Raw genomic sequence first — 25,398 nt, 5'->3', positions numbered from 1 at the left:
AGTTTTTGAGCAACAGCTTGCCGGATCTTCAAAGGCAGCTACTTTTAGATGCGATCGTTTTTTAGTCTAAACTCCAGAAGCTAACCATAAGGGTGGAAATGGCTGACCATTTGACATGGGCTTCATTCTTTCTACCAGGATTAAATTGACTCTCTGTCCAGCGGCACGATAAAAATGTAAGTCAATCCATTGTCTAACTCGGACTTGTCCCAAATCTGGATGTTCATCAATTTCAATTGCAGTATCCGCTTGAAGCCATGTGTTTGGGTCGTTGAGTCTCATTTTTTGCCCGTGTTTGGGTGGTCTGCCGCGACCACTATAAGCTGGTGGTGCTGACCACAAGCAGGCATTCTTTCGGACTCTCATTAAACAATCAGCAAGAATGTCCGCTTGCGTTAGCGCCAGTACCCAACAAGCATTTCCATATTCTCGATCTAAAACTGCTAAAACCGGGTTGACACTCTGTTCACAAACCAGTTTGAGTTGGGAAGCTGCTTGAAGTATGGGTGAAGACCCGCTACTAATTCTTTCATGAAGTAGGGGTAATGCCCAACTTCCTTGAGCTTCAGGTATCCAGGCAATGGTACTGTACCCCTGTCCAACAATTACACCCCTTTGATATTCATGGGTTCTATCTTTTAACGTTTTGGCATCTCGTCGAGCCCATGCAGTGTGGTCGATTGCTACTAATATGTGTTCTGTTGGGGGTGCTTCTTTCTGTAATTGCTCTCGATACAACTCCATCAGTTTTTTTCGGTCTGGTCTACAGTCTTGTAAGGCTTCATAGACGCTTGGCCATTGACGCTTGAATAATGGATTGAGCGAAAATTCTGCTAAACACGACGCATTCGGAGTGGTCATCACTGCATCCATCAGCTCGAATGTTGCATCCTTGGCTTTCAGTAATAAATCGTATGCTGCTTGACGAAAGTCCTTTAATCGTTCAGTGTTCATTTAAGGAGTGGATAGGTTTTCTTTTTCACCCTCATTCTCTCCTGGCGCGGTGGCTCTAGTTCTTCTTTTGCCACCGTTCTCATCTTTGGTTAGTCTAAACTACAGTAATTTACTAATCAAATTTAAATGAGAATTTCGTACAGCATCCCAGAACTTAGCGCGGCAATAATAACCATCAGCTACCAAATAGCGTACAGATTCTGGCAATAAAGAACGGGTTTTTTTTAAATGTTGAGCATAGTCGTCAACTCTTGTTATCTCAGGCGTTGAGCATAGTCGTGCTTTTTTTTTAGTTGGTTTTTTTGATTTTCTTTTCCTTTGAGCAGTGAGGGGATTTTTGGGTAGTTCTGTGGGAGGACGCCAGGGTGTTTGTTGTACACTCACACTATAAGACAAATGAGTTTCGACTTCGACCACAGAAATTACAGAAATTTCTAATCCCTCTTCTGGTCTGCCAGCTACACCATTATAAAAGCTAGCTTTCCCTTCAGTTTTTTTGCCACTCTTGTCAATAAATGAACAATCGATTACAGCAATAATAGTTTGCTCAGAATCCAAGGCTTTATTGATAAAGTATTGATTAAATTCTGCGAAATCAAAGTTTTTCAAAAAATGCCGACGATAAGTTTTTTCACTCAACGAACTGTAACGGCTCAGATTGGTAAAGTTTACCTTGCCATAAACAAGCAATATGGTGGAAAACAAGGTCACCATAAACTTTTTTTGGGATTGACTAATCCCTGACATTTGTTGTAAAATTGATTCTAGAATATTCATCAGGCATTTTTTTAAGTTCGTCTATTTTTTGAGCTTAATCTAAAAAGTGCCTTTTTTTGGGAGTTTCGGTTAAAATTCCAGGGATTTTTTGTCTCTGTTCGGGGAGCGTCCCTGTTCCAAAACTGTCCGAAGTATTGTAGTAAAATAGTCAAATAAATATAAAGCAAATAAAATGATAGCATCAGACCAACAACAGCTAAAATCCCACTTAAAAGCGGTAGCAGCAATTCTTTACATAAACACAGCTCCAACCCAGTTAAAAAGTTTTGAAAGTATAGAAAAATTCCGGCATTAGAAAATGTTAGAAGAAGTAGGCCCAGAACGAGGTAGCTTTTTTTTTCAGCAGTATCAGGGATTCAAACAGGAAAATCCAGAAAAATAAAATCAATAGTGGGTTCGCTCGATATTACAGACAATCAAGCGAAATATTTTGGATTGAAAGCATATAGTCAATTCAGTCCAATGATGGAAAAATGCTGTCTTTTAATCAGTGCCAACGAATCTTATCAAATGGCAGAAAAAGATTTAGAGATTTTCACGCGGGTCAAAGTCTCTCATAGTATATTACACAGATTAGTTAAACGACAAGAATTTGAATTACCTACATCTAAACACGGAGTCAAAGAAATTAGATTAGATGGCGGGAAAGTCAGCGTCCGCAACGAAACCAAAGGCGAGGGTTGTTACTGGAAAGACTATAAAGCCATTTGTTTAGATAATGTTTATTCAGGAGCATTTTTTCAAAATAATCAAGATTTAATTGATTGGACTAATAGCCAAAAATCACTACATCCTATGTATTGTTTAGGAGATGGTCATGCCAGAATTTGGCAGATATTTAAAGAAATTGGAGATAATGAACCAAGACAAGAAATATTAGATTGGTATCATCTCAAATAAAATATCTACAAGGTAGGGGTTCAATAAAACGATTAAAATCAGCAGAAACTATGTTATGGCAAGGCAAAATTGAGCGAGTTATAAAAATATTTAAAGACTTTAAAGGTCAAGCATTTAAAACGTTTTGTAATTATTTAGAGACGCATCGCTGCCGAATAGTTAATTACCAATACAAAGAAGAATCCATAAGTTCGATTAGTTCGGGAGCAATTGAATCAATAATTAAACGCATTGGATTAAGGGTAAAAATATCGGGAACACAATGGAATATTGAGAACGTTTCGTCTATCCTTGCTCTTCGCTGTGCTTATCTCAACGGTCAACTTTCAATTTGATGTATTTGCCAAACTGAGATGCACCCTTCGCAGCCAGCATCACTTGGTGGCGCACTAAACCGAAAAACAGTTGACAGTTGACAGTTGACAGGGATGTTTTTCAGAGTGAAATTTAGACCCATTTATAAAAATAACCCGCCTTAAATACCCTGTTTATTCTTTAGTCCGCGCAAGCGGACTTCGTTTGTGTAGACGCGGTTTCAACCGCCGAGTGATATTCCACCAGTTTTTTATAAATTTCAACAAACAGCATCTGAGATCCAAATAACGTGTCAAAATAGAAATGTGAAATCAATTCTATTCTTTCCTCATGGATAAACAGCGCGTTCTTTCAGGAGTTCAGCCAACGGGCAATCTTCACCTAGGCAATTATCTCGGTGCCATTCGCAACTGGGTAGAAAATCAAAGTCAGTACGAAAACTACTTTTGTGTAGTCGATTTGCACGCAATTACCGCACCGCACAATCCAGCAACCCTAGCCTCCGACACTTACGCCATCGCCGCCCTTTATTTAGCTTGCGGCATCGATTTAGAACATTCTACTATTTTCGTGCAATCCCACGTCTCGGCGCACACAGAACTAGCATGGCTGCTAAATTGCATTACACCGATTAACTGGCTCGAAGATATGATTCAGTTTAAAGAAAAAGCAATTAAACAAGGCGAAAACGTCAACGCAGGCTTGCTAAATTATCCCGTATTGATGGCAGCAGACATCTTGCTTTACGATGCCGACAAAGTACCAGTAGGAGAAGACCAAAAACAGCATTTGGAACTCACCCGCGATATAGTCATCAGATTAAATCACCAATTCGGCACACCAGAAAAACCCGTATTGAAACTTCCCGAACCGTTAATTAGGGCAGACGGCGCGAGAGTAATGAGTTTGACAGACGGTACGCGCAAAATGTCAAAATCCGATCCTTCCGAACAAAGTCGAATTAACTTATTAGATTCGCCAGAAACCATTACTAAAAAAATCAAGCGCTGCAAAACAGATGCCGTGCGGGGTTTGACGTTTGACGACCCCGATCGCCCCGAAGCTAGAAATTTGCTGACACTTTATCTCCTGCTTTCCGGCAAATCTAAGGAAGAAGTAGCAACAGAGTGTGAAAACATGGGTTGGGGAGATTTTAAACCCTTGCTGACAGAGACGACAATTAATGCCCTCAAACCAATTCAGGATAAATACAAGGAAATAATGGACGATCCGGGATATTTAGAGTCTGTACTACGTCGTGGAAGAGAACAAGCAGAAGCTATTGCTAATCAAACCCTAACTAAGGTTAAGACAGCTTTCGGTTATTCTTTACCTGTTTAGTTGTTAGTTGTTAGTTGTTATGGGTTACTGGTTAAGAATGACAACTGCCAACTGCCCACTAACAACTGCCAACTGTCAACTAACAACTGTCCAATAACAAATAACCAATAACAGACAAATAATCATGAACCGTTTTCGCACAGCCTGCACCACCCCCGGAGAATTTATAATTACCGCCGAAGTTGCCCCGCCAAAAGGTGGCGACATGACTCACACAATTCAAATGGCTGAACGCCTCAAAAACAGAGTCCACGCCATTAATATCACCGACGGGAGTCGCGCAGTGATGCGAATGTGCCCCCTAGCAGTTTCGGCGATTTTAGTGCAGCACGGAATTGAGCCAATTTGTCAAGTTGCTTGTCGCGATCGCAATCAAATTGGCCTGCAAGCGGATCTCATGGGAGCCCACGCTTTAGGCATTCGCAATGTATTAGCACTTACAGGCGATCCCGTCAAAGCGGGCGACCATCCTAAAGCAAAAAGTGTATTCGATTTGGAATCAGTTCGGCTATTGCAAGTTATTCAAAAAATGAACGGCGGCAAAGACTGGAATGACAAACCTTTAACCGACGGAGTTACTGATTTATTTGTCGGTGCTGCCGTCGATCCGCAATGCCCCAGTTGGTCTGGTTTGCAAAGTCGATTTGAGAAAAAAGTAGAGGCGGGAGCCCAGTTTTTTCAGAGTCAATTAATTACAGATTTTGAAGTTTTGGATAAGTTTATGCACCACATTGCTGCGAGCTGCAACAAGCCAGTTTTAGCAGGAATATTTTTGTTTAAATCAGCTAAAAATGCTGAATTTATTAAAAAATACGTGCCGGGAGTTCACATCCCACAAGAGACGATCGATCGTTTAGCAAAAGCTCCCGAACCCTTGCAGGAAGGCATAAAAATTGCTGCCGAACAAGTCAAACTAGCGCGGCAGATTTGTCAAGGAGTTCACATGATGGCTGTCAAACGAGAAGATTTAATTCCTCAAATTTTGGATTTGGCAGGAATCGAGCCACTGAGCTAAAATTAACCCACGGGGCGGGTTTTACAAATCATCAATGTCTAAAACTAATGATGTCGTAAACCGGCCCTCCCCGCGCTAGCATTTTGAACATCAATAAAAAAATCATGCTTCAAACTGTAGACAATCCAACAACTTCTCCCGCAGTCGAACAGCGTTTCACTTGCCGCGGTTTGACATGGCATCAATTCAAGGCAATTCAAGCTAGCTTTGAGGATGTGCCGGGAGTGCGGCTATTTTACTGTGAAGGAGTTTTAGAAATTGTGGGAATTAGTAAACCTCATGAGGCGGTTCAATCCATAATTGCAGGATTGCTTTTGCTCTACTTTGAAGTAAAGGAAGTTGAGTTTTTTCCCAGTGGCAGTTATAGCCAGATAATTGAAGGTGTTGTCGAATATCAGTCAGATTTGTCTTATTGTTTCGGGACAGATAAGGATGTTCCTGACTTGTGCATTGAGGTGGTGATTACTAGCGGGAGTCCGATTAAACTTCAGAAATATCGGCTGATGGGTGTGCCTGAAGTATGGTTTTGGGAAGACGGAACGCTGCAACTTTACCGCTTGCGAGAGCAGGGTTATGAGCCGATTTCTAGCAGCGAATTGCTGCCAGAATTAGACTTATCTTTGTTGAAGCGTTGCATTTTATTTGCGTCGCCATTGGAAGCACTAAAAGAGTTTCGTAAAGGCATTAGTAGCAATGACTGATTCGTATTTACTCAATCAGGATAATATCAAAACACTGGAGACTCGCATCTGTGAAGTTACAGTTTACACCGATCGCGCTTTGGTGACGCGGCGCGGTACGGTATCTCTGGCGGGAAACGAACGAGAATTGGCGATCGCCTCTGTACCCGCAACCCTCGACACAGAGTCAGTCAGGGCCACGGGTGCGGGTACAGTTGCTGTGCGATTGCTGGGAGTGCGAACCGAAACAGTGTTTAGCAGCGAACCAGTGGGCGATCGTACAGCCGAATTAACCCAACAAATTCAGGAGTTACAAACCCAAAGACGGGGAATTAACGACAAAATAACCGCCCGAAAAATTCAGCTCAAATTTGTGGAAGGTTTGAGCGAAAAAAGCGTCGGTTTTTTTTCCAGCAGCATCGCCAAACAGCAGGTAGGTTTAAACGAAACAGGCGAATTGCTCAACTTTTTAGGAACTAATTACCTAAAATATGTAAGTGCGATCGCCCAACACGAAAGACAGCAGCGCGAATTAGACAAGCAAATAGAAGCTTTGCAGCAACAGTTGCGCCAAGTACACACTCCCCATTCTCAGCAAAGTTTTAACATCATTGTTGCCATAGAACCCAGCGGTAGCGGCAATTTTGAACTAGAAGTTTCCTATGTAGTCATGCGAGCCCGTTGGACTCCTCTTTACGACTTGCGAGTTAACACTACCAACAACCAAATTAATCTCAATTACCTAGCCGAAGTCAATCAAAATACAGGCGAAGATTGGACGGGAGTAGCGCTTACTTTATCTACAGCAAAACCCGGAATGGGAATGCTGCCCCCTAAATTAGAATGCTGGTATGTCGATATTCTTCGCTCAAAATCGCCTCCAGCAGCAGAATTTTACAGAGCGGGAATGACAAGAAGTATGGCATCATACGATTCTAAAGTAGGTGCAAACGAAGTACCATTAGCCATGATGACTGAGCCTAGTGTTTCTGCAGCACCCGAACCCATAGAAGCTCAAACCGCCACAGCCCAAATATCGAAAGAAGGCGGCACCGTATCATTTCAAGTAGGCAGAAATACCAAGATTCCCAGCGACGGTACACCCCACAAAGTGACGATTTTTAGCGAAAATTATCCCTTTCAACCAGAATATATAGCCGTCCCGCGATTAGTCAGTTTTGCCTATTTGCAAGCAGTTGTTGTGAATCCGCTGACAGGCGCAACTCTTCTGCCCGGTAAAGCAAATATCTTTCGCGACAACACTTTTGTCGGCAGTATGCAGTTAGAAAATGTTTCCCCTGGCCAAGAATATAAACTGAATTTAGGAATAGATGAAGGGCTAAAAATAGAGCGGGAATTAGTGGAAAGACAAGTAGATAAAAAACTGATCGGTCAGCAGAGGCGCACGAGTTACGCTTATCGCTTAAATGTGACTAACCTGCGGCAGGTGCAGCTACACCTGACACTACAAGAGCAATTGCCAGTCAGCCGCAATGAACAGATTAAAGTGCGATCGACTCTCACTAATCCGAAGATAGTAGCAGGTGAAATGGGACTGCTGGAATGGATAATGTCTCTGCCGCCACAAGCAAAGCAAGAGTTATATTACCAGTTTGTTGTCGAACATCCTCCAGAGTTAACAGTCACGGGTTTAGATATTTAATTAGGATTTACGCTCTTAATCTGTAACACTAGCTACAGCTTATACTAATTATGCAAAATATTGCTACATATCAATTAGAGACGATCATCTGTAGGGAAACGGTATTGCCTTGTCCGGCGAGGGGTAGTGCAAATCAAAGATAATTTGTCTGAAATTGGTAATTGTAGCAAGACTGTTTCCAATTGGTATTACTTACCAAAAATTTGACGATCTGACTATCAACAAAAAACCAGGATGAATTACAACTGGCGAAAAGTCTTGTCTAACGGTAAAATTCCCCCTTCCTCAAAAAAACGCCCCGATTTTTCAACAATTTGTACTCCAGCGATCGCGCCCCTGTTGTTTAGCATCGTACAAAGCTTTGTCTGCATAGGCTACCAGTGTATCTGGTTGAACTTCCAAGGTGGGTATGAGTGAGGCAATACCCAAACTGACTGTGACGATCTCCTTCACGTCAGACTGTGCATGGGGAATCGCCAGATTGTGAATTTCTTGCTGAATGTTTTGTGCCACCTTAATCCCTCCTTCTAAATCCGTATTCGGGAGGAGTAACACAAATTCTTCTCCACCGTAACGCGCTGCTAAATCGGTGGGACGACGGACTACTTTTTGTAATGTTTGCCCTATTCTAATTAAGCAATCATCTCCAGCCAGATGACCGTAGTAGTCGTTATAGGATTTGAATTTATCAACGTCAAATAAAATTAGAGAAAGTGGCTGCTTTTCGGGCGCTAGGCGTTGCCATTCACTTTGAAGGCAATTGTTGAAACAGCGACGGTTAGCCACCTGAGTCAAACCATCTAGATTTGCCAGTTCTTTTAATTTTTGATTGGCATCTTGGAGAGCCAATTCTATTTGTTTGCGGGCGGTAATATCACGGATAGTAACGGAAAAACCATCTCCTAGCTTGACTGCTACGAAGTGAAACCAGCAAGATTTTCCTGATTCATAGTAAAAATCCTGTTGTAAAGATGCCCCCGTTTCGACAATATTAACGAAGCAATTAAATAGTTTTGGCTCAATAGTAGTCAAAAACTTTTTTAGTACCAATTTGCCAATCATCTCTTCATGCCTACTGTTAAAAGCTCTAGCAATCACGGGGTTGACGACTAAACACCGAAAATCCTCAATATCGCCTGTTTCGGTGTTACGAACAGCCTGCATTGCCGCAATACCATCAAGGGAACTATTCAAAACACTAGCCAGTAAAGCCCTAGATTGATAAAGTACCTCTTCTGCTTCCCGGCGCTTAATGTTTTCTTGTTCCAGAAGCTGTTGCTGGCGTTGAATGGTTAACTGATTTTCCAGACGCGCCACTACTTCTTCGATTTGAAATGGTTTGGTGATATAGTCTATAGCCCCTGAATTAAAGGCGGTTACTTTGTCGAAGACATCATCTAAAGCACTAATGAAAATTACTGGAATGTGGCTAAAATCTGCATCCGCTTTGAGAGTTCTACAGACTTGATAACCATCCATTTCAGGCATCTTAACATCTAAAAGAATCACATCTGGTCGCTTTACCTTCACCGTTTTCAGTGCCATCCGCCCACTGGTAACGCTGCGAACAGTGTAGCCGAGTTTGAGGAGCGCCTCGCTTAGTAATTGTAGATTTTCTAGAAGATCGTCTACAATTAGAATATTACCTTTATTTTCGATTTGAGAATTAAGATTCATTGCCACTCCGGGGTTCTACTAAATCAATAATCTGCTCAAACTTAAATTGACTGGCAAGTTTTGTAAGGGATTTTATCAAACGAGTTTCTGTTTTGGGAATTTCTCCTACGACTTGTAACACGAGGTTAGTATTTGCCTCAAGTGCAGCTTCGTATAATTGAGTAATCCATTCTTGAGTCATACAGGTTAAATCTGCCGATGTCAAGGGGCTTGTTTCTGTATCATCCAAGACAGGAGATCTTGTTTCTGCATAGATATATTTGACTCCCAAATGCTTAGCTAGTGCGTCAAAAATGGTGTGTTCAACGAAGGGTTTGCGAACAAAGTCATCACATCCAGCCGAAAGCACCATCGCCTTTTCTTCTTCCAACACACTCGCCGTTAACGCGATTATAGCCGTAGCATTACCTTTGGTGGTAGATTTGATGTATTTTGTCGCTTCGTAGCCATCCATAACTGGCATTCTCATATCCATCCAGATTAGGTGCGGTTCCCATTCATCCCAAATGGCGATCGCCTCTTGTCCGTTACTAGCTTCTTTCACCTCAAATCCCAAGGGACTCAACAACTTAATTAGTAATTGTCGATTAATAGATTTATCATCGACTGTGAGAATTTTGTAGCTAAGTTGACCGGGCACCAGTCCCAGAACTCTTGGATATTCTGCTGTACTCTTGCTGTTTGTTTTGTGACCCAATTTGGTCTGAATATACAATTGGAAACTTGTACCTTTTCCTAATTCGCTTTCTACAGAAATATCCCCACCCATCAATTGCACAAATTTCCGGCTAATTGCTAAACCTAAACCCGTTCCTTCCTGCAGATCTTTTCCAGCTTGAGCTTGACTAAAGGCATCAAATAGTTTGGGCAGTTCTGCTGCTGCAATACCCACCCCAGTATCGCGAATACGGAAATGCAAATTAAAAACATCTGTGGTTTCTTGTTCTCCCAGAAAGACATTCAAAGTGATTTGACCCTCGGAAGTAAATTTGATGGCATTGCTGAGTAAATTAATTAAAACCTGACGCAGTTTTACTTGATCGGTACAGATATAGCGCGGCACATTTTCTGTTCGCTGGAATACCAAATTCAATCCGGCATTATTAGCCCGCAGATGCAACATATCTTCTAAATCATTCAGCAAGATATGTAGGTCAAAGTCTGTAAGATTAAGGGTGGTTTTACCTGCTTCGATTTTTGATAAATCGAGTACATTATTAATTAGCGTTAATAAATAATCACCACTGCGATAGATAATTCCCGCATTCTCGTATTGTTCAGGGGGCATATTTGTGGCGCGTACCATCAATTGCGAAAAGCCGAGAATAGCATTGAGGGGCGATCGCAATTCGTGGCTCATATTGGCAATAAATCTACTTTTAGCTTGATTTGCTACTTCGGCTTTTTCTTTGGCAATGACTAACTCTGCTGTTCGTTCCTCTACACGATTTTCTAAAGTTTCAAAAGATGTTTGTAACTGTCCGGCCATATTATTAAAAGCTCGTGCTAGTTGAGCTGTTTCATCTTTTGAGTTAATTTTAACTCGGATATTTAAGTTGCCTGCAGTAAACTCAGCCACAATATTAGCCAGATAAATCAATGGCTTAGTCAGTAGTTGCCCAATGGCAACGGCGATGATTGTTACTACTCCAGCGATTAGTGTAAATAGGAATAGTGCATCACTAATTTGCTTTTCCACAGGCGCTAGAGCCACAGCTAGCGGTTGTGCGAAAAGCACAGACCAAGGTTTATATTGTAAACGAGCGATCGCGATCAAATTTGCCTGATTATCATTTCCCGTAAATGATGCTATCAAAGAGGATTGTTTGGTATCTAATGCTTGCTTAATTTTGGGTAAATTTGTAGCAGTTTCTTTAGTCAAACTCTTCGATAAACGCCCTTCGCTTTGTAGTTTATTTGCGACATCAGACGATAGAGGGACAAGGGATTTAAAAAGCAGTTTAGGTGTTATGCTATGGGCTAGATAAATATAATTTTCATCTAAAAGAATTGCTGATAATTCTGCCCCGGCTCGCTCAGTTTGTCGAGTTACTAATTGCTGAACAACTGTGGCATTGTAGGATACCCGTAAGATCCCTAATATCTTTCCCTTTGCATTGCGAACAGGACTACTAAAAAATAGTTGAATTAGATCGGGAATTTTTGGCGATCGCTTCATACTAGAGACAAAAGGTAGCTGAGTTTGCAGAGGTTCTCTAAAGTAATTTTGACTGGATTCATCTCGACCAATATCCCGTGTATTCGTATCTAAAACATTCCGTCCGTTTATATCTAGCAAAGCGTAAGAGATAATATTGAGCAGATCTTTACGACTGAGACGGATTAATGTTTCTGTCGCTAACCGCATTTCAGGACTATCCTTTCGCTGTTCGACAGTTTGGTTCAGGTAAGCAGATAAACCTGGTAAAATCGCTTCTACGCGCACGGCATTGAGATTAGTATCAATAAACGCATCTATTCTGTTAACAGTTTCCTTGGCTGCCGCAGATAGAGCTTGTCGTGCGTTGTCAGTTAGTGCCTTTTCTGTTGTCTGTTTATTCAGATAACTTAACAACAGTAAAGGGATGAGAGCAACCATAAGAAATGATAGGATTAACTTGGTACGGATACTGTTTAAAAGTGAGTGATTCATGGGCGCACATTAGAAGGAGATAAGAAAGATGAATTAAACAAAGTTTTGATAGCGGGAATGCGTGTAACGTCGCCAGAGCGAATAAAAAAGTCTGTATATATCTTAGCTTTTTTGTATATAGACTGACTGCTGCTAGGGTCAAAAAATTTCTTATTTTCCTCAAGATTAGTGAGGTTTATGCCCTCTAGAGATAGTGTATTGCTAGGAATATTTAATGCTTTACTAATGATAGCGTTTCCTTCCTCAACATTTGCTTCCCAGTAGGTCACGGCTTGCAGCCATGCTCGAATAAATGCACGAATATCTTCAGGACGATCGCGGATTACTTCACCGCGAAAGGCAACCACATCTAAAATCAAGCCAGGAGTTTGTTTGCTGGTAAATAGGATGTGACCTCCTAATTTTATGGCTTCAGAAAGATAGGGTTCCCAAGTGTGTCCAGCTTGGATTTCATTGCTTTGAAAGCGTTGGGGAAATTCGTAAGCGTCGAATTTAACTAGATTTACATCTTCCTTCGTTAAGTTGGCAGTTTTTAACATCTCAGTGACAAAAACTTCACTAAATGCGCCTAGATTTGCGCTCACGTTTTTCCCTTTCAAGTCAGCTACGGTTTGAATTTTTGATTGTGCAACTACCACATCTGCGCCTGTGGTTTCATCTACAACCATGACAGTTTGGATATCGGGATTTGTGGCACTCAAGCTCATAAAACCTCCCAAGGCAAATCCACCACCATCATACTTCCCAGCACTGAAATCTGCTTGTTGCAATTGGCTGTAATTTATATAAATTATTTCCACGTCTACTCCTTCTGCTTTGAAGAATCCTTTTTTTTGGGCAATGATAACTGGATTATAGCCAACAAAAATGGTAAATCCTACTTTCAAGGGAGGGCGTTTTAATTCGGTTTGTCTTGGATGATGACAAGCAGATAGCAGACAGCAGGTAATGAGAAAAATACTAAGGGATCTGAGTAGTTTAGACATTGCTTATCACGGGTTCTACTAAATCAATAAGCTGCTCACAATTGAATTGACTAGCAATTTTTTTTAGGGAGTTGATCGAAGGAGTTTCTGTTTGGGGAATTTCTCCGGCCAGGGCAACATTTTCTGTTCGCTGGAATAGCAAATTTAATCCCGTATTATTAGCTCGTAAATATAACAGATTGTCTAATTTTTTCAGTAACAGATGTAGGTAAAAACCTGTATAATTTATAGTCGTTCTACCTGCTTCAATTTTCGATAAATCTAGTACATTAATTAGTGTTAGTAAATCATCACCACTACGATAGATGATTCCCGCATTTTGATTTGGGTCAGAGGAGAGGTTGTTAGCGCGTACCATCAATGGTGAAAAGCCGAGAATAGCATTGAGGGGCGATCGCAATTCAGGACTCATATATTTGCTGTGCATAATATCACTTCCAAAAAGTAATGCAACTGTAGGAGAGCTTCTAAACCCTTATTTCATAAGTACCTTGAGGCTTGGCTGAATCGATTTATTCAGAACGCTGAGAATATTGATTGTACTCAAGTCTATTGCCAAAGCGATATACAAGTTGATTTTCTGCACATATATAGCCAGCATCAGCTTGCAACAAAGGAATATTTTTGAATCCCAGCAAGTGCAAGGCAATTTCAATCGCACTCAAAGAGGCGATCGCACAACTGGGAATCCCATACTTAGCTTGCAAAAATTTACCGATAATTTGTAAACTGTAAAGCCATCGGATAATCTTCTTGCTTCAACCGTTGAATTACCAACTGCAAATCATCTTTATCCTTGGCAGAAACGCGCACTGCGTCACCTTGAATTGAGCCTTGAATCTTTTTAAACTCATCTCGAATTAATTTAGTGATTTTTTTGGCAATTTCCTGATCGATCCCTTTTTTTAGTTTGATTTCTTGACGGACGCGGCTGCCGCTAGCCGGATCAATTTTGCCGTAATCAAAAATTTTCAGAGATAAATTCCGCTTGGCGGCTTTTGTTTGCAAAACAGTGTGAATTGCATCGAGAGTAAATTCGCTGTCGGTGTTGACAACTATCGATTCTGCGCCCAATTCCACGGTAGTTTTGGTATCTTTTAAGTCGTAGCGGCTTTGAATTTCCCGCACTGTTTGGTCAACAGCGTTAACTACTTCTTGCCGATCGAAATCGCTGACAATATCAAAGGAATAACTAGCAGCCATAAATTAATATTTGGTAATGGGTAATGGGCATTGGGCATTGGGCATTGCGTATTGTTAGCTGTTGACTGTTGACTGTTGACTGTTAACTACTGCCAACTAGCAACTAGCAACTGCCAACTGCCAACTGCCAACTAGCAACTGCCAACTGCCAACTGCCAACTGTCAACGGCCAACTGACTAATAACAATTAGCCATTAACAGCCATCAAACTGAAATAGAATAAAGTAGCTGTGCAAGAAGAACTAATCGCAAACATGAGCGATCGCCCCAGTGGCACATTCAGAATATAGAAAATGGAAAACAACAAGCGGGCGATCGTAAAAGCGATCGCAGCCAAACCCGCCACCTCCGAATCTACCCCCGTCACAAAAGCCATCAAAGCCGCCGCCGAAAACAGCATAAACGTCTCAAACGAATTTTGGTGCGCCCAAGTTGCCCGCTGAGCGTAATCCGGCAACCTCTCAAACATAGCGCGCGGGGCTGCTTGGTCGTAGCCTAGCTGCAAGCGGGCGAGGGCAACCACCAAAAACGGTGCATAAACCAGCGCTGCCGCCACAGCAATACAATCAAGCAGAATAACCGACACAGGCAATCCCAACAGCATCATCCGCCTCGCAATTCAATCAAAATAGAACAGAGTAACCACCTTGCGCTGTTCTTCCGCATCTTGGCAAGTTTTCAGCAAAGTGTGGCTTTCGTGAAAAGCAAAACAGATCAGTTGCTGACAGCGAGAAATGATCTCCTGATTGCACATGGCGCTAGCTTCCGGGAGAGACAAGCTATCATTTTTAGGATTTTCCACCAAATGTATCACTTGTTCTAGCTGCTCGCGAGACTCCCGCGGCTGGCGGCTCATACTTTGTGGCAAAATCACCGTCAGCAGATTAGGATCTGCCTGCATTGCCCCCCGAATCGCGGCGGAATTAGTGCCTGTAGCGCCTGATGTGATGAGCTGATTGCCTCCCAGAACTAAGGCGTAGCTCAGCATCTCAATTAGCTGCTGGTGGGTAATAGGAACGTGACGAGAACCCAAAAGAGCAATCCGCTTGGAGCTGGTTTGCTGGATCGCCGCAAGTTCTTGTAAAAAATCATCAACTCTGGGTAGCTCAATTGATTGACTCAAAGAATTTATTAAATTAAATAAAACTACGTTGTGGATTTTAGCAGACTCCCCAGCAATTGCCGCCAAAAACCAGTTAAAAATTGCACATTTACAAGATTTGACTGGGGGATGGCGAGATTTGAGGGAGCCATAAGGCGTTGAGCAGCCGTAGCTGAAGGTAGAATTCCTGAAAAATTGAGAATTTAAGAATTTTCCATTTTTATTGTTTAATTCAAAAAAAAAATTCTGCCTTCTTACACTCCGGCGGCCTGCTTAATGGACTTTCGCTCCCAAACCCAAGGATGCGAGCGTGCTTTCCCAGTCAAAGTGTTCTGCCATTAGCTGAGTAACGCATTCCACCTTGATCGGTTCGTGCAGGCGCACGCTGCCAAAGGTGCTGTCGATAATTTCTACCGTGGTTAGGGTATCCAAATCTACAGACAAAACTGGAATTTCCATTTCTTCTGCTCTGCCGATTACCAGGGGAGAAGGAGGCAAGTGGCCTGTGAGAATTAAGCACTGAGTTGAGCTTTCCAGAGCCGCGAGTTGAATGTCGGTGCGATCGCCCCCAGTGACTACCGCCATATTTCTCGCTTTGCGGAAATACTTCATCGCCGAACTAACATTCATCGCGCCAATTGTCAAGGTTTCCACCATCAAATCCAAACGGTCTGGACGGCAGAGCACTTCGGCTTTCAATTGGTGCACCAATTCTTTGACGCTGACACTTCGCAGCAAAGCACTTCTCGGCAGCATTCCCAAAACTGGAATACCCGCAGCCTCCAAGAAAGGCCGCACTGTCGTCGCGATCGATTCGAGTTTGTCCGAGGGCACGTCGTTGAGGACAACGCCAGCCAAGCGCGAACCCAAACGCCGTTTAGCCGACAGCAAATCGTCTACATACAGATCGATCGGGCGCGTCACCAACAGCACAGAGGCATCAACCGCCTCAGCTACTTGAGGCAAAGACAAGTCAAACAGACTGCCTTCCTCCAAATTAGCCGGGCCTTCTAACAGTACCAAGTCTGCCTTGGGGCCTTGCAAATATTGCGCCAGAGAGAGCCGATAGTCTGTCTTGTCTTCTCCCCGCAAACGCTTGTGAACCGTCTCCTCGTCCAAAGACAGCAGTGTTGAGGGCATCTGACTTTCTGAGAGTTTCAGCGTCTCCACCGCGAACCGCACGTCTTCCTCCTCGGTTCCAGCTCCCTCCGAGCTGAAACAGGTTCCCAGAGGCTTGCCGTAGGCGACGGAGAGTCCTTTTGCTGGGAGTGCGAGTGCCATCCCTAGGGCGATCGCGGACTTGCCGCTGTAAGCTTTTGTCGAACCGATCAGTAAATATTTAGTCAATTTGGTTACGCCTTCTCTCCTCAATTTGCATCTGTCTATTTTAATAAATTTAATTTTTTCAACAGTATTTTTCCACTGCGACTAAATTTCGCAATCCGATTATACTCGATTTGGTCGCTTTTGGTCAGATTATTTTTTTAATTAAATTTGTTATTCATGTGTTCGCAACTCTTTTGTCCGCATTCTTTGACATCCTTAGTTTTTCACACCAGTTTTTTCCGAGAGCGGTTCTCAACAGAGTTGCGTCAAGGGCGATCGATTGCTTTCTTACCGTTTCCCCCCTTACCTTTTTCCCATTAACATTACAGCCACGTTTCGCCATAATTTACGGATAAAATATGTTTATCTCTAGCCTTTTATAGTCATATTCAGTCAAGCAAAAACTCTACAATACTGACTATTGAAAGTAAATTACTAATGCGTAATCAATAGCATTACATTTGTTTAAAAATACAACAAAAGATATATTTATTGCTGATAATTTTATTGGAAAGAGTTTTTGTAACAGCGAAAAATTACCCAATTTGTTGCGGAAATTAGACATTATTTATGACGGCGATCAAATCAAAAATACATCAATTTGGTGGTGGGTGGGCTGGCATTTCGGTAGCGCAAAGGCGGGCGACAAGTGAGCGATCGGACTTTTTGGGCTGTAGGTTGAGTTCCCTTGGCTAAGGCTACTGTGTTAGATTCTCAGCAAGCGACGGGAAAAAGTCAAAGGAAATCGGACGCTCGCGATCGCACTTCCTAGCACTACAAAAGAGGTGATGGAGAACAATGCAAGAACTCATATCAATTCCGGTTGCACTCATACATGACTGTTGACTGTTGACTGTTGACTGTTAAGTTAAGAGGGCGGGCCCGCACCATCCACCGCCCCTACTGACTGTTGACTCGATTTTATTATTCCGATGCAACGGGAAACGATATAGCGGTTCTATTGAGCATCAATAATAGAACTGGCGCACCGATCGTGTAATGTCGCCGTCAGTAGTAGCATTACACGATTGGTGCGCCAGTTATAGCGCAATTCAATTGCAGGCTTTCGGGATTGCCGGCGCGGGGAAAGTTAATCATCCATTCGCATCAGCTTGCGGTAAAACGTTTTAGAAAAATCGACGTTAGTACGAGTCCGCTGAAAAGTCAAAAGTACCTCAATTAAACAAGTGACAAATTCAGAGCTTTGCATCGTTACTTCGTAGCTGAGTTCAGCATTGCCGTCAAACAACACCCGACAGCGGGTCAAATCGATCGGCAGCGACGGAATATTCCAACTAGCGACAAACGGCACGTCCTCGCCGCCGTCAATTTTTCGGGCCCCCTCCAAGCTTTTGAGCTTGTAGAGACCGATAGCGTGCGGCAAAAACTTGCGCCGGGGCTCCTGACAGAAAGGAGCGTAGACTTTCACTTCTTTGTCGTCGGCTGGCTTCAGTTGAGGAAGAAACATATTTCCACATCCTGATAATTACTACTAGCAGATTAGTTGAGCTGCTCTGCAAAAACTAGCAGATATTCTAGGCTAAGCGCAAGCAAAAGCCAGTCAATTTTAGATTTTAGATACTTCGGCTTCGCGAGCTTACGAGTTTTAGATTTTAGATTTACTTGCAGCGCCCTGAATCAGCAGGCTCGAACAGGGGTTGAAAATTTGGGATAGCGAAAAACTCCTGTACGTGGCACGACAGTATCCGTTTTTGGGCGGGTCAAACCAGCAGCGGGTTTTCCTGCAAGCGTGCCAGCGTCTGCTTTCGACAAAAGCCCAGAAACTGATACAGTAAATACTTATCTATAAAATCAAAAACTATTGGTTGTTTAATCAAGTAACCTATGCAGGAGAGTTCTTGGCCAGAAAACGATGCTCGCACCGAGCTTAACTTGGAAATCCCTGATTTAGCTAGAGAAGAGCTCAATAGTTTGACCTCGAACTCGAAGGCAAGCAAAATATTTGCCATACCAGACATGGGGGACAGGGTGTTTGACGCGGAAACTTCATCAGAGATCCCGGTGGCGGTGTCTGTGCCGGGATCTCCGTCTTTTCCTCAAAATCTTTACCGGGGAAGGCGAGCAAAAGCTGCGGTAGTGCTGACTGCGGTTTGGGGAGGGACGATCGCCCTGCACTTGATTTCCTGGGGTGCGTGGGTAGTGTGGGGGTTGACGGGGCTGCTGTGGATGCAAGCGCTGCGAGTTTTGTTTGCCGGGCCCAAACCCGCACTCCCTCCTCTTTCAGATGAAAGTCGAGAAGATTGGCCTTATGTCTCGCTGCTGGTGGCGGCGAAAAATGAGGAAGCGGTGATTGCCCGATTGGTAGAATCAATCTGCAATTTAGATTATCCGATCGACCGTTACGAACTTTGGGCGATCGACGATCGCAGCAGCGACGGCACACCGCTGGTATTGGAACAGCTAACCAAAAAATACCCGCAACTTAAAGTATTTCGCAGAGGAGCCAATGCCAGTGGCGGCAAATCGGGAGCCCTAAATCAAGTCTTGCCGCTGACTCGCGGCGAATTTGTGGGAATATTTGACGCCGACGCGACGGTAACGCCGGATTTGCTGCGCCGGGTGCTGCCGGTATTCGATCGAGAACAAGTAGGGGCGGTGCAAGTCAGAAAAGCCATCGCCAATGCTGCGGTGAATGTGTGGACTCGCGGCCAAGAAGCAGAAATGGCTCTCGACAGTTTTTTCCAGCAGCAACGGACTGCGATCGGCGGCATTGGAGAATTGCGCGGTAACGGCCAATTCATGCGCCGCACCGCCTTAGAAAGCTGCGGCGGCTGGAACGAGGAAACGATTACCGACGATCTAGATTTGACCGTAAGGCTGCACCTAGACCAGTGGGACATTGAATTTTTGCCTTTCCCAGCCGTGTTAGAAGAAGGAGTCACCAACGCTAGGGCTCTGTGGCACCAGCGCAATCGCTGGGCAGAAGGCGGCTATCAGCGCTATCTTGACTACTGGCAGCTAATTTTGCAAAACCGCATGGGAATCGGGAAAACTTGGGATTTATTTGGATTTTGGGTATCCCAATATTTCTTGCCCACAGTAGCGCTACCCGACTTTTTGATGTCAATTGCGCTGCGCCGGATGCCTCTAGCCAGTCCCATAACTTTTATGACCCTTACCTTGTCGCTGGTGGGAATGTTTGTCGGTTTGCGTCGCACTCGCAAAGAGACGAAATTTGAGGTGAAAAGAGTTTTTGTCACCTTCCTGCAAACGCTACGGGGTACTGTGTATATGTTGCACTGGCTGCTGGTAGGGACTGTGACGGCTCGGATTGCGGTGCGTCCCAAGCGGCTAAAATGGGTCAAAACTGTCCATCAAGGGGCTGCTAAGTAAATCCATTTAATAGGGCATCGGGCCTAAAAGCATCGGGCCTAAAAGCATCGGGCCTAAAAGCATACCTCACTTTTATGAGAACCGCTATATCTCTTCTTTCTTCTTCCTTCTTCGTTTTTCCTTCTTCTGCCTAATGACTAATGACCAATGACTAATAGACCTCTTGCAAAAATAGACCTCTTACAAAAAAAAATATTTTATAATTAAAGGTTTTAAGTTTTAGACCCCAGAGCTAACTCATAATTGTAAAGTGCTGATATAACCTGCAATCTGCTTCACTTAAGCCAAACCCTTTATTATAGCATAAAATTATTTTGCAAGAGGTCTAATGACTAATGACCAATGACTAATGACCAATGACTAATGACTAATGACTAATGACTAGAGAAGCCGAAGTATTTAAAATCGACTGACGGCAAGTGCAAATCGGTTGCGGAACATCTTTTTTTTTGCGAAGGTTATATATCGCCGCCCGATCGGACAGTGAAATTTGGCAATTTATCGATCGCCAAAAACACTCCAAAACCGATTAAATAATCGGCGATGGGCGATCTGTTGCGAATAAGTAATCGGCTATACAAAAGTTGAAAAATAAAAGTTAAAAGCCAGAATATTTGAATTTTGACTTGACAAAAAGCCAATTATTATCTAATAATTATGAATTGCCAATTACGGCGAATTGCTTGTTGCCAACTACCAGTCATATCGCATCCGGTGGATTCACAACGATAAAATTGGCTCCCGGATTGCGGACTGAAGTCCGCAATCCGGGAGCCAATGCCAGGACGCACGCGCGCTCCGTTTTTGTTAGGACGATCGACCGGACATGATATCACCCGTTATTAAAAATGGATTTGTTAGAGTATCAAGCTAAATCTTTATTCCGTCAGATGGCAATTCCGATTTTGCCATCACAACGGATTGATAATCCCGCCGACCTCAAGGGACTGAAAATTCCCTACCCAGTTGTACTCAAGTCGCAAGTGCGCGCTGGGGGACGAGGCCGGGCGGGTGGTATTAAATTTGTGGAAAATACGATCGATGCAGTTGCTGCTGCTCAAACAATTTTTAATTTGCCGATCGAGTCTGAATATCCCCAAGTCCTGCTGGCCGAAGCTAAGTACAACGCTGACCAAGAATTGTACTTGGCGGTACTCCTAGACCCCGTAGCGCGACGCCCGGTACTTCTGGGTTCGAGAGAAGGAGGTATGGATGTTGAAGGGTCGATCGACAAAATGCAGCAAGTTGCGGTAGACCAAGAATTTTCGCCATTCTACGCGCGGCGTTTGATGCTGAAAATGGGATTGCAGGGAGACTTGATTCAATCGGTGAGCGCGATCGTCGAGAAAATGTACCGACTGTTTGTCGAAAAAGATTTAGATTTAGTAGAAATCAATCCTCTCGGCATCAGTCCTACGGGAGAGGTAATGGCTTTAGATGGTAAAGTCAGCGCCAATGACGATGCTTTGGGGCGGCATCCAGACTTGGCCGCACTCTCGGGTAAGAACCAAAGCAGCGGGTTCGTAGGAAACAGGAGAAATCCCCATGCGGGCGCGAGCCACAATTCTCACTCTCCGGCCCAGCACTCGCCGGAGTTTGATGCAAAATCTCAATCCCCAATCTCGAATTCCGAATCTTTGCAATTAATCGAACTAGATGGGAATATCGGGATTTTGTGCAACGGAATGGGCCTGACAATGGCAACTTTGGATGCTGTAGCCCACCAAGGAGGAAAACCAGCTAATTTTGTGAATATGGGTTCTCTAAACCCCTACGATACAGCAAATGCCCTGCGCGATCGCGCGGAATTAGCCCTGGATTTAGTCGCTCAAAATAAAAACGTTAAGGTGATACTGGTCAATATTTTGGCCCGCGCCTCCAAAACTGAGGAAATCACCGCCGCAGTAGCCGGCTATTTGGAACGGAAAGCTCGCGCCAACCGCCACATCCAAGTTGTGCTGCGTCTGGTAGATATCGATTCTGATGCTGTAAAAAAGCGTTTGGGAGAGTTGCCGGTGCAGCTAGTTAGCAGTTTGGATCGGGCTGCGGCCGCTTCTGTAGCCTCGGCCAAGTAGCGGCAGTCGATCGGCAAAAGACGAGAGTTATGGACTGTCAAATGGCAAAAAATGAATTTAACTCCTGAAAGCAAAGTCCTAGTACAGGGCATTACAGAATCTCCAGCCTCAACCCGCACCGCCCTGATGATGAAAGCATACGGCACTAATGTAGTCGCCGGTGTCAGTCCCGGTAAAGGCGGGCAGGAGGTGGAGGGAATTCCGATTTTTGATTTGGTAGAACAAGCCGTGGCGGCAGTGGGTAACGTTGACACTGCGGTAATTTTGGTAGACCGTTATGCGGTGCTGGATGCGGCTCAAGAAGCGATCGCCGCAGGAATTCGGCAAATCGCGATCGTCACCGGGGGAGTGCCTCCTCTGGATATGGTGCGCTTAGTCAGAAAAGCAGAGGCCACCGAAACTTTGTTAATCGGGCCAAACAGTCCGGGGATTATTGTCCCCGACAAACTGCTATTGGGCACTCATCCCAAAGAATTCTACACTCCCGGTTCGATCGGGGTCATCAGCCGCAGCAGCACTTTGACTTACGAAATTGCTCTCGAACTGACTGGGGCAGGATTGGGGCAGTCGATGGCGGTTTGTATTGGTTGCGACGCGATTCTGGGTTCGTCGTTTATGCAGTGGCTGCAAATTTTGGACGAAGACGACTGTACGGAGGCGATAGTGTTGGTGGGAGAAGCGGGCGGCTGGAGCGAACAAGCTGCAGCTTCTTACATCGCTTCGGCAATAGACAAACCCGTAGTTGCTTATCTCGCCGGACACTACGTTCCGAAGGGCCCGTCTTTGGGCCACGCCGGCATTTTGATCAGTTCTCGCGCTGCAGCCCAGAAAGCCTTTGGAATTAAGGCCGATAACAAAATGGCTGCCTTTGAAGAGGCGGAAATACCCGTGGCGGCTCGGCCTTCGGAGGTTCCTAAGTTGCTTAAAAAATTGCTGAAGAAAAAATGATTGCGATCGCCAAAAATCCAATTGGCTCGATCGTTCCGAATCCAAGTCCCCATTTGCTCGTTGCTCGTCTATCTGCATTACCAGGCAGAGCCTGGTAATGCAGATAGACGATACTCTGCCTCCTTTGCTCTGGAAACTTACAAGAGAGAAGACTGTAGGAGATTCTTAAATTATTAAATTTTCGTTTCTTACCAAAGCCCTCTGACAGGGCTCGCAGGCTGTGGTGCAGGTGCTGGTAGGGGTACGGGTGCGGGACGACGTGCCGGAGGCGAAGTTGTTGGCGGAAGGCTGGGACGAGGTGCGATCGGAGTTTGGGTGCGAGTTGTCCGAGTTGTCTCGCGCATCGACTCTTGCAGCAGGCTTTGCACGTTCCCCACCAAACCTTGAACTTTCCCAACTGTGGCCGCAAGGCTGGCAACATCTACGTAAACCTCCGGCAGAGGATACTTTTTCAGGATTTCTAGCAGCGACAGCCTACCGTCGTCGCCGGATGCCAGAATCACCGCCGCCCGCAGGGCTTTGCCGCTTTCTGTGCGGCGGTGAGTCCGAATTGCTTGACCGATTTCGTCCGTAATTTTTTCTCCTGGCGTACTGTAAACTACCCTCGCCAGAATAGCGGGCTTTAAACCGATTTCTAGACTCATCAATCCCTGCAGCACTTGTGGATCCATTTTGGAGAACCCGATAATTTGTTTGATGGTTGGTGTCGTCGTGCCGTTTTTAGCAAAGTTTTCTAAGTCGCTGATATTGATGGTTTGTGCGATCGGGCCAAATGTCAGGACAACTTTTTCTGCCCCCAATGCTTTACTGTTGCTAGATAATATGCTGGCGCTCGATCCAACAAACAGGGCAATGGCGATCGATACAAATTTTGTTAACTTCATATTCAGTTTCAGCTATCGATTAAAATTATGCTTTCGAGATTTGTACATTTTGACACTCTCCGGCGTAAAACGCACGGAGATTCTAAAGAAACTACCAAAAGGCAATTCTTGAAGGTGCTGTCAATTCACCCCTACCAACTCCGTCAAGGTCAAGCCCTAACATTGTCGCTACTTTTCTCAAAATGTTGCCTGCGGCGTTGCAGTCAGCATTGATATACCAATTTTTTGCACCCGTCCGGTACAAACCGCGTTTTACACGTCTGCCCGTTTCCTTCCACCCATCGGGTTTTTCACCAATTGCAGGTAGAAAATCACGGTCTACCAAAGATGCTTTAGACGTGTAACTTTCTTCAGTCTCAAAAAACTGAATGCCGTACTGCTCGCACAGTTGAGCGATTCGATTTTTTAATCTTGCTGTAGGGATTTGGACAAAATTCTGGTTGGTCTTTTTGCCCATATTGGCAGAATTTTTCTGCCCTTTATTCCCCCCAAAAACGATAACACCGATTTTGTTCTTAATGCAGTGATTGACTACTAAACGAGCTGCTTTATTCACGGCATCGCGCATTTGCCGATTTCGTTTTTCGGTCAATCGCGCTAATTGATGCGACCAAAAACCATTATGTTTGCCATCCATCAAAATCGCTACCCGCTTGTTGTACCATTGATTGACCGACTTCAAGTGCTTGCCATCAATAATAAAACTTGTCCCTGAGTTACTGACACAAGTAAGCCAGTTATCAACACCGTGATCGATACCTAAAGCTTTTTGATTCTCTGTGACAGCTTGGACGCTGGACACTTTGTAAACGAACTCGGCGTCAAAACAGCCATTCCTGGGGAGAATTCTAATTTCTTGAATATCGGCATAGTTCAAATTAGTAGGCATTCGGACTTGAAAATTCTTCAGTCCCAACCAAGCTTTTACTTTTTGACCCAGAGGAATTGAAACTTGACCGTCAATCAACTTTTTTCCAAGCGCTTGCTTCGGATACGCTATTAAATGAAATCCGCCAGGAGTACGGTAACTGGGGAATCTTGGCTTGAATTCAAGCTGGCCTTCCCAAAACAATTTGATTAATCCCTTGAACGATTTTACTGATTCACCAACAGCACCACAAGTCTGTTGAGCGGCTTGAGCGCATAAAGCTCCGTAATGAGGATTGCGCTTTAATGCGTTGATTATGTCAAACGGACGCACGTAAGTATCAGCTTTGAAGTATATGTGGCGAGCGTAGTAGACCGCACAATTGTGCAGTTTGTTCGATTGTTGACAAATATATTCTAAAACTGCCTTGAGGTCTTTGTCAGGCTTGAGTAGTATTTGCTGGCATCCAAACATTTGAGTTCTGTCACTGTGATATGTTGATTATAGACTACCCATCAACGGAGTCAATCATTGCTATGGCAAGTTTGTCGAAAAAGGATTTAGAGTACCGACACGATAGTAATGCTGTTTCAGGGATCAATCAATACTTCGGACAGTTTTGGAAGAGGGACGCGAGGCTCGCCTCGCTACAAAAGTTATTGGAATCTGAATCAAAA

Annotated in this window: 22 protein-coding genes and 1 pseudogene; 9 read left to right on the top strand and 14 right to left on the bottom strand. The window is 44.0% G+C overall.

Features of this window, described 5'->3' with window-relative positions; all coding sequences use genetic code 11:
• Positions 1 to 66: 66 nt before the first annotated feature.
• A complete protein-coding gene (locus QT998_RS26635; RefSeq protein WP_333118781.1) occupies positions 67 to 954 on the bottom strand; it encodes a transposase in 888 nt (295 codons plus the stop codon).
• Positions 955 to 1,053: 99 nt separating this feature from the next.
• Positions 1,054 to 1,731 (bottom strand): transposase, encoded by a 678-nt coding sequence (locus tag QT998_RS26630; RefSeq protein ID WP_333118778.1) that lies wholly within the window; start codon positions 1,729 to 1,731, stop codon positions 1,054 to 1,056.
• A 172-nt stretch (positions 1,732 to 1,903) separates the two neighbouring features.
• Here QT998_RS26630 and QT998_RS26625 point away from each other — a divergent pair.
• The 5 genes and pseudogenes from QT998_RS26625 (at position 1,904) to QT998_RS26605 (ending at position 7,645) form a co-directional block, all read left to right on the top strand.
• Positions 1,904 to 2,966, top strand: a pseudogene (locus QT998_RS26625) (ISKra4 family transposase).
• Positions 2,967 to 3,276: 310 nt separating this feature from the next.
• On the top strand, positions 3,277 to 4,287 hold the full coding sequence (gene trpS / locus QT998_RS26620; RefSeq protein ID WP_333118776.1) for a tryptophan--tRNA ligase: 1,011 nt from the start codon (positions 3,277 to 3,279) through the stop codon (positions 4,285 to 4,287).
• A 124-nt stretch (positions 4,288 to 4,411) separates the two neighbouring features.
• Positions 4,412 to 5,302, top strand: coding sequence for a methylenetetrahydrofolate reductase (locus QT998_RS26615; protein WP_333118774.1), 891 nt, complete (start codon positions 4,412 to 4,414; stop codon positions 5,300 to 5,302).
• Between the two features lie 104 nt (positions 5,303 to 5,406).
• Entirely contained in the window at positions 5,407 to 6,003 is a 597-nt protein-coding gene (locus QT998_RS26610) for a Uma2 family endonuclease (RefSeq protein ID WP_333093216.1), read from the top strand.
• Positions 5,996 to 7,645 (top strand): mucoidy inhibitor MuiA family protein, encoded by a 1,650-nt coding sequence (locus QT998_RS26605; RefSeq protein WP_333118773.1) that lies wholly within the window; start codon positions 5,996 to 5,998, stop codon positions 7,643 to 7,645. Before QT998_RS26610 ends, QT998_RS26605 begins: the two co-directional genes overlap by 8 nt.
• 306 nt (positions 7,646 to 7,951) lie before the next feature.
• On the opposite strand, the gene QT998_RS26600 is transcribed toward QT998_RS26605, so the two are convergent.
• The 10 genes from QT998_RS26600 to ebsA all read right to left on the bottom strand — a co-directional run bounded on the left by QT998_RS26600 (position 7,952) and on the right by ebsA (position 18,060).
• Complete coding sequence (locus QT998_RS26600) at positions 7,952 to 9,322, bottom strand: diguanylate cyclase domain-containing protein (RefSeq protein WP_333118771.1); 1,371 nt, start codon at positions 9,320 to 9,322, stop codon at positions 7,952 to 7,954.
• The gene (locus tag QT998_RS26595) at positions 9,312 to 11,921 is read right to left on the bottom strand and encodes a hybrid sensor histidine kinase/response regulator (protein WP_333093213.1); all 2,610 of its coding nucleotides are present in this window, start codon (positions 11,919 to 11,921) and stop codon (positions 9,312 to 9,314) included. Before QT998_RS26595 ends, QT998_RS26600 begins: the two co-directional genes overlap by 11 nt.
• A 50-nt stretch (positions 11,922 to 11,971) precedes the next feature.
• The gene (locus QT998_RS26590; RefSeq protein ID WP_333218199.1) at positions 11,972 to 12,862 is read right to left on the bottom strand and encodes an ABC transporter substrate-binding protein; all 891 of its coding nucleotides are present in this window, start codon (positions 12,860 to 12,862) and stop codon (positions 11,972 to 11,974) included.
• Between the two features lie 91 nt (positions 12,863 to 12,953).
• A complete protein-coding gene (locus tag QT998_RS26585) occupies positions 12,954 to 13,388 on the bottom strand; it encodes a sensor histidine kinase (protein ID WP_333093211.1) in 435 nt (144 codons plus the stop codon).
• An 85-nt stretch (positions 13,389 to 13,473) separates the two neighbouring features.
• Complete coding sequence (locus QT998_RS26580) at positions 13,474 to 13,668, bottom strand: hypothetical protein (RefSeq protein WP_333093210.1); 195 nt, start codon at positions 13,666 to 13,668, stop codon at positions 13,474 to 13,476.
• 4 nt (positions 13,669 to 13,672) lie between these two features.
• Positions 13,673 to 14,164 carry a YajQ family cyclic di-GMP-binding protein gene (locus QT998_RS26575; protein ID WP_194011603.1) on the bottom strand — a complete coding sequence of 164 codons (492 nt, stop codon included), beginning with the start codon at positions 14,162 to 14,164 and terminating at the stop codon, positions 13,673 to 13,675.
• A gap of 187 nt (positions 14,165 to 14,351) precedes the next feature.
• The gene (locus QT998_RS26570) at positions 14,352 to 14,768 is read right to left on the bottom strand and encodes an MAPEG family protein (protein ID WP_333093228.1); all 417 of its coding nucleotides are present in this window, start codon (positions 14,766 to 14,768) and stop codon (positions 14,352 to 14,354) included.
• Positions 14,769 to 14,783: 15 nt separating this feature from the next.
• Positions 14,784 to 15,287, bottom strand: a complete 504-nt coding sequence (locus QT998_RS26565) for a DNA recombination-mediator protein A (protein WP_193974988.1) — start codon at positions 15,285 to 15,287, stop codon at positions 14,784 to 14,786.
• A gap of 252 nt (positions 15,288 to 15,539) precedes the next feature.
• Positions 15,540 to 16,637: a phosphotransacetylase family protein gene (locus tag QT998_RS26560; RefSeq protein ID WP_333093209.1), complete on the bottom strand. Its 1,098-nt coding sequence runs from the start codon at positions 16,635 to 16,637 to the stop codon at positions 15,540 to 15,542.
• 1,045 nt (positions 16,638 to 17,682) lie between these two features.
• The gene (ebsA, locus tag QT998_RS26555; protein WP_333093208.1) at positions 17,683 to 18,060 is read right to left on the bottom strand and encodes a type IV pilus biogenesis protein EbsA; all 378 of its coding nucleotides are present in this window, start codon (positions 18,058 to 18,060) and stop codon (positions 17,683 to 17,685) included.
• Between the two features lie 377 nt (positions 18,061 to 18,437).
• Between ebsA and QT998_RS26550 the strand changes: the two genes are divergently transcribed.
• From QT998_RS26550 to QT998_RS26540, 3 genes are all read left to right on the top strand, one after another.
• On the top strand, positions 18,438 to 19,946 hold the full coding sequence (locus tag QT998_RS26550; RefSeq protein ID WP_333093207.1) for a glycosyltransferase: 1,509 nt from the start codon (positions 18,438 to 18,440) through the stop codon (positions 19,944 to 19,946).
• Between the two features lie 848 nt (positions 19,947 to 20,794).
• Positions 20,795 to 22,021 carry a succinate--CoA ligase subunit beta gene (locus QT998_RS26545; RefSeq protein WP_333093206.1) on the top strand — a complete coding sequence of 409 codons (1,227 nt, stop codon included), beginning with the start codon at positions 20,795 to 20,797 and terminating at the stop codon, positions 22,019 to 22,021.
• A 51-nt stretch (positions 22,022 to 22,072) separates the two neighbouring features.
• The gene (locus QT998_RS26540) at positions 22,073 to 22,969 is read left to right on the top strand and encodes a succinate--CoA ligase subunit alpha (protein ID WP_333118767.1); all 897 of its coding nucleotides are present in this window, start codon (positions 22,073 to 22,075) and stop codon (positions 22,967 to 22,969) included.
• Between the two features lie 188 nt (positions 22,970 to 23,157).
• On the opposite strand, the gene QT998_RS26535 is transcribed toward QT998_RS26540, so the two are convergent.
• On the bottom strand, positions 23,158 to 23,853 hold the full coding sequence (locus tag QT998_RS26535; protein ID WP_333118766.1) for an alpha/beta hydrolase: 696 nt from the start codon (positions 23,851 to 23,853) through the stop codon (positions 23,158 to 23,160).
• A 91-nt stretch (positions 23,854 to 23,944) separates the two neighbouring features.
• Positions 23,945 to 25,195 (bottom strand): RNA-guided endonuclease InsQ/TnpB family protein, encoded by a 1,251-nt coding sequence (locus tag QT998_RS26530; RefSeq protein WP_333118764.1) that lies wholly within the window; start codon positions 25,193 to 25,195, stop codon positions 23,945 to 23,947.
• A gap of 20 nt (positions 25,196 to 25,215) precedes the next feature.
• Between QT998_RS26530 and QT998_RS26525 the strand changes: the two genes are divergently transcribed.
• A partial coding sequence (locus QT998_RS26525) for a hypothetical protein (protein ID WP_333093202.1) occupies positions 25,216 to 25,398 on the top strand: 183 nt, incomplete at its 3' end.

It is taken from the genome of Microcoleus sp. S1D4, from assembly GCF_036700765.1.
In the GTDB taxonomy this organism is placed as follows: domain Bacteria; phylum Cyanobacteriota; class Cyanobacteriia; order Cyanobacteriales; family Microcoleaceae; genus Microcoleus.
The sequence above is the reverse complement of the archived record's forward strand: the minus strand, read 5'-3'. Positions and strand labels throughout refer to the sequence as shown.

Excerpts from the sequence above, each read along its gene's own strand:
- QT998_RS26585 (WP_333093211.1), bottom strand. The coding sequence starts at position 13,388 with ATGCACAGCAAATATATGAGTCCTGAATTGCGATCGCCCCTCAATGCT.
- QT998_RS26600 (WP_333118771.1), bottom strand. The coding sequence starts at position 9,322 with ATGAATCTTAATTCTCAAATCGAAAATAAAGGTAATATTCTAATTGTA.
- QT998_RS26530 (WP_333118764.1), bottom strand. The coding sequence starts at position 25,195 with ATGTTTGGATGCCAGCAAATACTACTCAAGCCTGACAAAGACCTCAAG.
- QT998_RS26630 (WP_333118778.1), bottom strand. The coding sequence starts at position 1,731 with ATGAATATTCTAGAATCAATTTTACAACAAATGTCAGGGATTAGTCAA.
- QT998_RS26545 (WP_333093206.1), top strand. The coding sequence starts at position 20,795 with ATGGATTTGTTAGAGTATCAAGCTAAATCTTTATTCCGTCAGATGGCA.
- ebsA (WP_333093208.1), bottom strand. The coding sequence starts at position 18,060 with ATGTTTCTTCCTCAACTGAAGCCAGCCGACGACAAAGAAGTGAAAGTC.
- QT998_RS26615 (WP_333118774.1), top strand. The coding sequence starts at position 4,412 with ATGAACCGTTTTCGCACAGCCTGCACCACCCCCGGAGAATTTATAATT.
- trpS (WP_333118776.1), top strand. The coding sequence starts at position 3,277 with ATGGATAAACAGCGCGTTCTTTCAGGAGTTCAGCCAACGGGCAATCTT.
- QT998_RS26610 (WP_333093216.1), top strand. The coding sequence starts at position 5,407 with ATGCTTCAAACTGTAGACAATCCAACAACTTCTCCCGCAGTCGAACAG.
- QT998_RS26605 (WP_333118773.1), top strand. The coding sequence starts at position 5,996 with ATGACTGATTCGTATTTACTCAATCAGGATAATATCAAAACACTGGAG.
- QT998_RS26570 (WP_333093228.1), bottom strand. The coding sequence starts at position 14,768 with ATGCTGTTGGGATTGCCTGTGTCGGTTATTCTGCTTGATTGTATTGCT.
- QT998_RS26575 (WP_194011603.1), bottom strand. The coding sequence starts at position 14,164 with ATGGCTGCTAGTTATTCCTTTGATATTGTCAGCGATTTCGATCGGCAA.
- QT998_RS26550 (WP_333093207.1), top strand. The coding sequence starts at position 18,438 with ATGCAGGAGAGTTCTTGGCCAGAAAACGATGCTCGCACCGAGCTTAAC.
- QT998_RS26595 (WP_333093213.1), bottom strand. The coding sequence starts at position 11,921 with ATGGTTGCTCTCATCCCTTTACTGTTGTTAAGTTATCTGAATAAACAG.
- QT998_RS26540 (WP_333118767.1), top strand. The coding sequence starts at position 22,073 with ATGAATTTAACTCCTGAAAGCAAAGTCCTAGTACAGGGCATTACAGAA.
- QT998_RS26535 (WP_333118766.1), bottom strand. The coding sequence starts at position 23,853 with ATGAAGTTAACAAAATTTGTATCGATCGCCATTGCCCTGTTTGTTGGA.
- QT998_RS26635 (WP_333118781.1), bottom strand. The coding sequence starts at position 954 with ATGAACACTGAACGATTAAAGGACTTTCGTCAAGCAGCATACGATTTA.